At 55.4% G+C, this 9114-nt stretch carries 9 protein-coding genes; 2 read left to right on the top strand and 7 right to left on the bottom strand.

Annotated features, from left to right (window positions below):
* Positions 1 to 684, top strand: a 684-nt coding sequence (locus tag IK012_RS05790; protein ID WP_290951782.1) for an AMP-binding protein, incomplete at its 5' end; no start/stop codon positions are given.
* 16 nt (positions 685 to 700) lie between these two features.
* On the opposite strand, the gene IK012_RS05785 is transcribed toward IK012_RS05790, so the two are convergent.
* The 7 genes from IK012_RS05785 to IK012_RS05755 all read right to left on the bottom strand — a co-directional run bounded on the left by IK012_RS05785 (position 701) and on the right by IK012_RS05755 (position 7550).
* Positions 701 to 2221, bottom strand: coding sequence for a sigma 54-interacting transcriptional regulator (locus tag IK012_RS05785; protein ID WP_290951779.1), 1521 nt, complete (start codon positions 2219 to 2221; stop codon positions 701 to 703).
* A 62-nt stretch (positions 2222 to 2283) separates the two neighbouring features.
* The gene (locus tag IK012_RS05780) at positions 2284 to 3492 is read right to left on the bottom strand and encodes an LL-diaminopimelate aminotransferase (protein ID WP_290951775.1); all 1209 of its coding nucleotides are present in this window, start codon (positions 3490 to 3492) and stop codon (positions 2284 to 2286) included.
* Between the two features lie 95 nt (positions 3493 to 3587).
* Positions 3588 to 4499 (bottom strand): diaminopimelate epimerase, encoded by a 912-nt coding sequence (gene dapF, locus IK012_RS05775; protein WP_290951772.1) that lies wholly within the window; start codon positions 4497 to 4499, stop codon positions 3588 to 3590.
* A 240-nt stretch (positions 4500 to 4739) separates the two neighbouring features.
* The gene (locus tag IK012_RS05770; protein ID WP_173383153.1) at positions 4740 to 5732 is read right to left on the bottom strand and encodes a bile acid:sodium symporter family protein; all 993 of its coding nucleotides are present in this window, start codon (positions 5730 to 5732) and stop codon (positions 4740 to 4742) included.
* Positions 5733 to 5768: 36 nt separating this feature from the next.
* Complete coding sequence (locus tag IK012_RS05765) at positions 5769 to 6488, bottom strand: MBL fold metallo-hydrolase (protein ID WP_290951768.1); 720 nt, start codon at positions 6486 to 6488, stop codon at positions 5769 to 5771.
* A 14-nt stretch (positions 6489 to 6502) separates the two neighbouring features.
* The gene (locus IK012_RS05760) at positions 6503 to 6895 is read right to left on the bottom strand and encodes an RDD family protein (protein ID WP_290951765.1); all 393 of its coding nucleotides are present in this window, start codon (positions 6893 to 6895) and stop codon (positions 6503 to 6505) included.
* A 37-nt stretch (positions 6896 to 6932) separates the two neighbouring features.
* On the bottom strand, positions 6933 to 7550 hold the full coding sequence (locus tag IK012_RS05755) for a hypothetical protein (protein ID WP_290951762.1): 618 nt from the start codon (positions 7548 to 7550) through the stop codon (positions 6933 to 6935).
* A gap of 911 nt (positions 7551 to 8461) precedes the next feature.
* Here IK012_RS05755 and IK012_RS05750 point away from each other — a divergent pair.
* Positions 8462 to 9114, top strand: a 653-nt coding sequence (locus tag IK012_RS05750; protein ID WP_290951759.1) for an adenylosuccinate synthetase, incomplete at its 3' end; no start/stop codon positions are given.

Raw genomic sequence — 9114 nt, 5'->3', positions numbered from 1 at the left:
ATCTACGAAGGGTACGGCTGTACGGAACTTACCCCGCTCGCCTCCATCAATGCCCCCAACGTGTTGCTCGACGACTTCCACACCATGGAAAAGTGCAGCGATCCTTCGAGCATCGGCCTGCCTCCTCCCGGCACGGTGGTCGCCATTATCGATCCCGAAACGAACGAGTTCCTGCCGCAGGGTGCCGAAGGCATGCTTGTCGTGACCGGGCCGCAGGTGATGAAGGGGTACCTGAAGGACAAGGAAAAGACGGACAATGTCATCCTCGAAATCGATGGGCGCCGCTGGTACAAGACGGGCGACAAGTGCTCCATCACGAAGGACGGGTTCGTGCAGATTCTCGGGCGCTACAGCCGCTTCGCGAAGCTCGGTGGCGAAATGATTTCCCTTACCGCGGTGGAACTCCGCATCGCCGAATCGAAGGTGCTCGACAACCAGGAATTCGCCGTGACTGCAGTTCCCGATTCGTCGAAGGGCGAACGCATCGTGCTTCTGGTCAAGGGCGACCTCGATACCGAGGAAATTTCCCGCAACCTGCGCAAGTCCGGCATTCCGCCCCTTATGCTCCCGGGTTCCGTGTTCTGCGTCGAGAACGTCCCGAAGCTCGGAAGCGGAAAGTGGGACTTCAACGGCATGAAAAAACTTGCCGTCGAACTCGTCGACAGCAAGGCTCAAGGTCGTTAGTTTATTATAACCGCAGTTACTTGTGGGAAGCGATTCCCAGCTTGTTCATGCGGTAGTTCATCATGCGGGGCGAAACACCGAGCGTCCTGCCTGCGGCAGATAGGTTCCCGTCGTTCTGCTTGATGGCTTCCGTCAGGATTTCCTTCTCGTAGTTCTGCAACATCACTTCGAGCGGCGCTCCTGTCAACACGATGGAGTTCCCGTTGCCCGAGGTGAGGCTGGTCTGCAGGGAAGGCGGCAGGTTGAAGCTGTGGATGCATTCGTCCTTTGCGGTAAGCACGGCGCGTTCCATGCAGTTCTCGAGTTCGCGTACGTTGCCCGGCCAGTAGTAGCTCATGAGCATGTTGATGGCCGTCGTCGAGAGGCGCGCGATCTTTTTCCCGTACTTGAGATTGAACTTATCGATAAAGTGTTCCGCCAACAGTATGATGTCGCTCTTGCGTTTGGCGAGGTCGGGCATCACGATGGGGAAGATGTTCAGGCGGTAATAAAGGTCTTCGCGGAACTTGCCTTGCTGCATGAGCTCTTCGAGGTTACGGCTCGTGGCCGCCAAGAAGCGCACGTCGGCATGGATTTCCTCGTTGCTGCCCACGCGGCTGAACGTGCGTTCTTGCAGGAATCGCAACAGCTTCACTTGGGTCTGCATGGTGAGATCGCCGATTTCGTCGAGGAAGAGCGTACCGCCGTTTGCCGCTTCCGCGCGTCCGATACGGCGGACCATCGCTCCGGTGAAGGCACCCTTCTCGTGTCCGAAAAGTTCGCTTTCCACGAGGTTCTCGGGGAGCGCGGCGCAGTTGAGCGTGATGAACGGCTTGTCTTTTCTCGGTGACAGGTTCACGATGGCGCGGGCGATCATTTCCTTGCCGGTACCGCTTCCGCCGCGGATAAGCACGGTGGCATCGCTCGGGGCTACCTGATGGAGCTGCTCGTAGACGATTTGCATCTCGCGGCAGTTACCCACGATTTCGCTGGGGTTGTTCGCGAGCATGTCGCGCAGCTTGCGGTTCTCTTCGAGCATGGCTTCGTGCTCGTTGTGCAGCTCGATGCATTCGTTCGCCGCGTCGCCCGTGATGTTCGCGATAATTTCGAGCAGGGCCACGTCGCGGTCCAAATCGGTGGTGCCGTCAACCGGCCTGTCGATTGAAAGCGTTCCGATGGTCTTCTCGTCGTGAATCAGCGGGACGCAGATGAACGCCACTTGGGAATCGTAGTTGCGCGAGCCGGTGCGGTTCAAGAATCTGGAATCCTTGCGAAGGTCCGGAATGACGTGGCTGATGCCGCGTTCGGCCACATGGCCCGTGATGCCTTCGCCCATGCGGTAAAAGCCTTTCTGCTTTTCGGATTCGTCAAGTCCGCGAGAGGCCTCGATTTTCAGGGTGTCTCCAAAAAGGAGCGCGAAGGTGCCGCGAAGCATGCCGAGTTCGGTTTCCAGGATGTCGAGGACGTTTTCCAGCAACTTTTCCACGTTGCGTTCGTGGATAATCGCGACGCTAATCTTCTGGATGACCGAAATTTCGGAACCTATGGGAGTTGGCATGGACATAAAATAGCAATTGGGGATGTTAAGTGTGGAATGTGACTGCGTTCATTTCGCACTGTTTAGAGCTTTTCCTTGATGCGCTTGAGCGCTTCCTTGGTGCGTTCGTAGTCGCCGAAGGCGGTCAGGCGGAAGTATCCTTCGCCGCAGGGGCCGAAGCCGCTGCCGGGCGTACCCACGACTTCGCAGGTGGCGAGCAGGCGGTCGAAGAAGTCGAAGGATTTCTCGCCGTCGGGAATTTTCCACCAGATATAGGGCGCGTGTTCACCGCCGAATACCGTGTAGCCCGCCGCGGTGAGTTCTTCGCGGATGACCTTCGCCGTGCGCATGTAACCGGCGATGACTTCCTTGGTCTGCTGCCAGCCTACCGGGGAATAGATGGCCTCGGCGGCGCGCTGGGTCACGTAGCTCACGCCGTTGAATTTGGTGCACTGCCTGCGGTTCCACATGGAGCGGAGTTTGGAAAGTTCGTGCGGGATGACCGTGTAGGCGCAGCGCACGCCGGTGAAACCCGCCGTCTTGCTGAAGCTGCGGAACTCGATGGCGCAGGTGCGCGCACCCGGAATCTCGAAGATGGAGTGCGGGAGCGATTCGTCCTGGATGTAGCAGTTGTAGGCGCCGTCGAACAGGATGATGGCCCCGTTCTCGTTCGCGTAGTCCACGAACTTCTGCAGGGTCTCGCGGCTCAGTACCGTACCCGTCGGGTTGTTCGGGCTGCAAAGGTAGATCATCTGCACCGGATTCTTGGGGAGGTCCGGCTGGAAGTTGTTCTCGGCGGTCGAAGCGAGGTAGGTCACCTTAGAAAAATGCCCGTCATTTTGCAACACGCCCGCGCGTCCGGCCATCACGTTCGAGTCCAAATATACCGGGTAAACGGGGTCCGGAATAGCGACTTTTACATTTTCTGTAAAAAGTTCCTGGATGTTGGCCACGTCGCACTTGGATCCGTCGCTCACGAAGATGTCGTCCGGGTCCATTTCGATGCCGCGGGAGGTGTATTCGCCGGCTACAATCGCCTCGCGTACGAAGTCGTAGCCCTGTTCGGGGCCGTAACCGCGGAATGTCCCCTTCACGGCCATCTCGTCGACGGCCTTGTGCATGGCCTTGATGACTTCGGGGATGAGGGGTGTGGTCACGTCGCCGATACCCAGGCGGACGATGTCGGCATCGGGTTTCTTGGCCTGGTATTCGGCAATTTTTTTCGCGATGGTAGAGAACAGGTAGCTACCGGGAAGGAGGTCGTAGTTGGCGTTGATGTAAGAGTTGTTCATGATTCGATATGAAGTGTTTGATTTGGGCGGCTACGCCGCGATGTGAGGTGTGAAATGTGGATGGCAAAAATTATTCGTTCCACATTTCACGTGATTTATAGCTCGATTTCTCCTTGGAAAACTTCCTGTGCGGGGCCGGTCATGAGCACCGGGCCGTCGTTCTCGTGCTTGATGTGGAGCGTTCCGCCGTCCAGGATGATGTCGGCTTCGACGCCCACGCGGCCCGTGCGCTGGGCCGCAACGAGGGTTGCGCAGCTACCGGTTCCGCAGGCCATGGTGACGCCGCAACCCCGTTCCCAAACCCGCATGCGGATTTGGGTGGGCGTCCCTTGACCCGAAGGAAGAACCTGCGCGAATTCTATGTTGCACCTGTCCGGGAACTGCTTGTCGCATTCCAGCACGCGACCCCAGTTTTCCAGCTGGATTTTTTCGATGTCGTCCACGAAAATGACCGCGTGCGGATTTCCCATCGAGACGGTCTCCGCGGTGAAGTCGTAGCTGTCGGCGGTGAGCTTGATGGTCCCGAGGAAGTTCCGCGGGTCTCCCATGTCCACGCACACGCGGCCGTCGTCCAGGAGGGCTGGCTTCACGAGCCCGCTCTTGGTGTGCAAGTTGAATACCTTGGTGTCGGGCGATTTCGCGAGCCCGCGGCTGCGGATGTATTTCGCCACGCAGCGCGTCGCGTTCCCGCACATGGCGGCCTCGGAGCCGTCGGCGTTGAATATGCGCATCTCGAAGTCGGTGCCGTTGGCTTGCGATTTGGATGCGGGTCCCGCGCCCGAGGCGACTCCGTCCATCACGAGGCAGCCTTCGCTGTCCATCGGGGTCACGATGACCACGCCGTCGGCGCCTATGCCGAAGCGGCGGTCGCAAAGCTTGATAACGCGCTGGGTAAATTCGGTGCCGAAGCCCGCGCCGGCATCCGTCCCGTTATTCAGATTTTGACCCGGTTCCAATAAAATGAAATCGTTGCCGAGTCCGGTCCATTTGGAAAACTTGATAAACATGCCCCTTGTTTGCAAGAAGCGTGCCAATTTTACAGATTTTGTTAAAAATGCTCAAAAACGCCTGTTTTGGGCGGAAAACGAAAATCCTAGAAAATGTAATATTTACAGATTATGTAAAAACAGTGATTTTGTTTTACATTTTATGTAAAGTTGTTCTGCCGCGGTTATATTCTCGGTTATATAAATATTGCCGCTGTGTCCGAATGCGCTACGGCATGCGGATCGCTGGACCGGAAACGTTTATTCCGCCTTGCTGTCCTTCCACGCGAAGAAGTTCGCGAGCACCGTGCCGCTGATGGAATGGTAGATGCAGCTCAATGCGCAGGGGACCACGCAGAGTGCCGCTTCGGGATGCAGCGCGAGGTTTTCGGGATTGGCGAAGAAGCTTGCCGCGAGCACGGTCGCCATGCCTGCGTTCTGTACGCCTACTTCGATTGCAATGGTGCGCTTTTTGGCGGTGTTGAACTTGAACAGCCTGCCCACGCTGTAGCCCAGCACGTAGCCGAGCGCGTTGTGGCAGAACACGACCGCGAGTACGAGGAAGATGAGGCTGAGCCCGTGCTCGAAGAGCTGCGGACGCACGGTCACCACCACGCCGCCCACAATAAGCATGAGCCCGATGACGCCGACCGCCGGCATGTTGGACTGGATTTCCTTGAACACGGCGCGGTGCCCGAGGAATACGTTGAGCAGGAAGCCGATGGTCACCGGGAGGATGGTGACGTAGAGGATGTTGAGGAACATCCCGACGGCGTTCACGTTGATGCTCGTGTCGGCAAGCCATAAAACGAGCAGCGGGGTCATGATGGGCGCAAGCAGCGTGGAGACGGTCGTCATGCCCACGGAGTAGGCCACGTCGCCTTTCGCGAGGAAGCTCATGATGTTGCTGGAGACGCCGCCCGGGCAGCAGCCCACGAGGACGATGCCCACGGCGAGGTAGGGGTCGAGTCCGAAAACCTTCGTGAGCGTGAAGGCCACTAGCGGCATGATGGTGTACTGCGCGACGGCCCCGAGCAGAATGTCGAGCGGGCGCTTGAACAGGATCTTGAAATCCTGCACGGAGAGCGTGAGCCCCATGCTCAGCATGATGATGCCGAGGATGACCGAGGATACGTTCCCGTGGACCCAGCCGAATGCTACGGGGAGGAAGAATGCGACGATTGCGCTTGCGATGACGAACGGGGAAGCGTAGGATGAGAGAAAGTGGCACACAGCCCGAATGATCTTGGACATGCTTAAAATATAGTGAAAAAAGGATTGTTGAGCTACTTAATGCCTTATTGGGTGTAGGCGTATTTTGTCGAGGTCGGGTAAAAACTTCTGCAGGTCGCTTACAGGGAATGGCTTGCCGTGCGCAGGGTAGATTGTTTTGGGGGCCGCGGCGAGAATCGCTTGCCACGACTGCTTGAACTGCTGCGGGTTCTCTATCCAGACGATGACGCGCTTTTGGCTCGGGAAATTGTTCATGGCTGCGTCACCGCAGAAGAGCTTGTCGCCAATTAATAGCGAGATGTGGTCTGCCGTGTGGCCTGGAGTTTCGAGAACTTTGAAAGGAAGGTTCAAGCTGCGGAATTCTTCGGAATCCGTGGTGACGAGGCGCGGCAGAAATTCTTCGCGGATGACGGGGAACTTGTGCTCGCCTTTGCCGCAGAGCGTAAGAATTTTGCAGAACAGGAACGCAAGCCGGCTGGAACATCCGCCTTCAAATGAATTCTGGCCTTTTTTGAGCCGCTCGATGGCTTTGGGGTGCAATATGACCTTCGCGTCCGTGGCGGCGAGGATCTCGTTCAAGAATCCGGCATGGTCGTCATGCGCATGCGTGAGGAAAACGTACCGGATGTCTTTTGGATTTATGCGGCGTTGTTTTAGTTTGTTTGTAAAACGCCTGAAGCCGCCTTCGTAACCGGTGTCAATGAGAATGTATCCGACTTCCGTGGAAATCAGGTAGTTGTTGACGATGCGGCTTCCGAGGTTGAAAATCTGGGTCATTTCGATGCGCTTTGCTACGGTATCTCAATAACATCGGTCTTCGCGATTCTGTCGCCGATCCTTTTCTTTGTAATCAGGTATGCGAAAATTTCAATCCAGCTTAACAGCCACGTTACGTTCCGGAGGATTCTCCTCCCGATAGAAACGGGGCCCTGTGTTTCGGCGTCGACGACTTTCAGTTTCATCACTTTTTTACCGATGCTGCCGCCGCTTGGAATATCGCGGAATACGAGATACAGCATTGCGATCAGCGAGGCGATAAGCGCTCTGCCCATTAGCTCCGGGGATTCCATTTGCCCGTTTGTTTGGACCATCGGCAACATGACCAGCAAAGTGAATGGAATCGTGTTGATGCATGCTGCAATTAAGAAGTCAATGAAAACTGCGATTAATCTTGTATATTCCATAATGGGACCCTTTGTATGCGAATATGAGAATTATAGTTTAATTCTGTTGGCGGGAGACGTTCTGTTTGAAAAAAGCCTTGATATAGGCTTGTACTTGCTTGACAGATAGCGGGGTATTGCCACTTTCAAAGGTGACGATAAGGTTCTTGCCGAGGATGTAGCCGCTGGCAGCGTAGTGCGAAATTTTCTGAATGGCATTTTCGGTGTAGTCCGGGTCACCCATGAGTCCGAAGTGCTCCCAGATGATTTCTTCGCGTGAGGTCGTGTTGAGGCAAGTAAAGTCGGGGTAAAGCGTTCCCCAACCCTTGACGCTTATGGGATATTCGTAGCGGAATGAGATACCTGCGCGATAGAGCGCTTCCGCGATGATGACTTCGGATTTGGAGCGAACGCGCACGCCTGTGCTTGTGAAAAATTCCGGGGCGTTGATTTCGAAAGGCTTGCCGGTGTAGGGAAGGTGCTGCCATGTTGCGATAAATTCTTCGTCGGGTTCGCGGATGGGCGTTACAAGGGCGCGGCGTCCAGGATGCAGCTGTGTGTAGGCTTCGTCCAGTTCGTTTGGGCGGTAGTCGGCAAGAAGGCTAGTGAGTGCGGCAATCTCTATTTTCAGTATGTCCGCCGCGGCTTTGTTGTAGTCGCGTTGGGCAATTGCCATCGCTTTGCGGATTTCTTTTCGGGGGAGGAATGTTCCGTTTGTGCTGCCCTTCTCTGTGACGAGATAATACTGAGGTCGGCCGTGATTGGTTATGACCCGTAATCTTCCTGTGGGTTGTTTTGTTTTGGAGAGCTTTGCCCTTAGTGCGGTTAGTTGCTGAATTTGCTCGTTTGCGATTTGAAGGAGCTGGTTTGCCTGCATTCGCTTTCCTGTTTTGGTGTGGAACAAAAAAAAGCGCTGATACGCCGCTTTAGCGGTCTATATCAACGCTTATGTGTCACTAATATACGAAGTGTGCGGTGAAAAAACAAGTTTTAGACGTCTGGGGGAGGCTACAGTGTTGTGTATGATGGCTTGGAAGGCTGCTTTTGGCGGGGCTTACATACTAAATGGGCGGTTGATGATGGTTGGTATGTAAAAAATGCAACTGAAAGAGAGAAAAAGGGCCGAAAAAGGACGAATTGCGTCCGCTTTGGTCTGATTTCCGGTTGTCTTGCTTGCAATTTGGACCTTTTTTACATACTAAAGTGCGATTGCGAAGGTATTAGTATGTAAGGTCGGAAAAAAGAACTTGAGGATTACATACTAATTAAATTTTTTTGGGGCATTGGTATGTAAAAAGGCGCATGAAGGGCGGCAATGGGCATTGATGGGGGCGTTGGACTGCGGAAAATGGTCAATTATAGGACTCGATGTGCTTTTTTGATGCATTTTTGGCTTTTTTGGCGGCTTACAGGTGGTTTTTCCGCGCTATAGGGGGCCAGGTCTGCCCAATTGCCGGCCTTTTTTTTATTTTTATGACGAAAAAGGGCGCGGGGAAGTTCCCCGCGTTGCAATTTCGTGTTTAAACAGCAATCGACCCGCGGGCGGCCCGCCAAGGCTGTGCTCCAGGTCACAAAAATGAAGGATATATGGCAAATCGTGTTGTAATCGGCTCCCAGTGGGGCGATGAAGGAAAGGCGAAGGTTGTGGATTTCTTGACGCTCGATGCGGACTACATCGTGCGTTTCCAGGGCGGCGCGAACGCGGGCCACACTGTCGAGGTGGGCGACCAGAAGTTCGTGTTCCACCTGATTCCCTCGGGCATCATGCACCAGGACAAGATTTGCGTCATCGGTAACGGTGTCGTTCTCGACCCCATCCAGACGCTCGCCGAGATTGCCGACCTCCACACGAAGGGAATCAATCCCGAAGGCCGCCTGTTCATCGCGAACAACGCCCACGTGGTGCTCCCGTACCACTCCACGCTCGACAAGGCGAAGGAAAAGAAGGCGGGCAAGGCTGCTATCGGTACTACGGGCCGCGGTATCGGTCCCTGCTATAGCGACAAGGTGAACCGCATCGGCGTGCGCGTGGGTGACCTCATGGACGAACGCGAACTGCGCCCCCGTGTCGAGGCTATGGCGAAGGTCCATAACGAAGAATTTACCGTCATGTACGACGTTCCGGCGATTGACCCCGAAGTGGTCATCAAGGACTACCTCGAACTCGGCCAGAAGATCAAGCCGTTCGTCACCGACGTGAGCGAGATGCTCTACAAGGCCGTGAAGGCCGGCAAGCGCCT

Source organism: Fibrobacter sp. (assembly GCF_017551775.1).
In the GTDB taxonomy this organism is placed as follows: Bacteria; Fibrobacterota; Fibrobacteria; order Fibrobacterales; family Fibrobacteraceae; genus Fibrobacter.
This window is presented reverse-complemented; position numbering and strand designations above follow the sequence as displayed.

Excerpts from the sequence above, each read along its gene's own strand:
- IK012_RS05785 (WP_290951779.1), bottom strand. The coding sequence starts at position 2,221 with ATGCCAACTCCCATAGGTTCCGAAATTTCGGTCATCCAGAAGATTAGC.
- IK012_RS05780 (WP_290951775.1), bottom strand. The coding sequence starts at position 3,492 with ATGAACAACTCTTACATCAACGCCAACTACGACCTCCTTCCCGGTAGC.
- dapF (WP_290951772.1), bottom strand. The coding sequence starts at position 4,499 with ATGTTTATCAAGTTTTCCAAATGGACCGGACTCGGCAACGATTTCATT.
- IK012_RS05770 (WP_173383153.1), bottom strand. The coding sequence starts at position 5,732 with ATGTCCAAGATCATTCGGGCTGTGTGCCACTTTCTCTCATCCTACGCT.
- IK012_RS05765 (WP_290951768.1), bottom strand. The coding sequence starts at position 6,488 with ATGACCCAGATTTTCAACCTCGGAAGCCGCATCGTCAACAACTACCTG.
- IK012_RS05760 (WP_290951765.1), bottom strand. The coding sequence starts at position 6,895 with ATGGAATATACAAGATTAATCGCAGTTTTCATTGACTTCTTAATTGCA.
- IK012_RS05755 (WP_290951762.1), bottom strand. The coding sequence starts at position 7,550 with ATGGCAATTGCCCAACGCGACTACAACAAAGCCGCGGCGGACATACTG.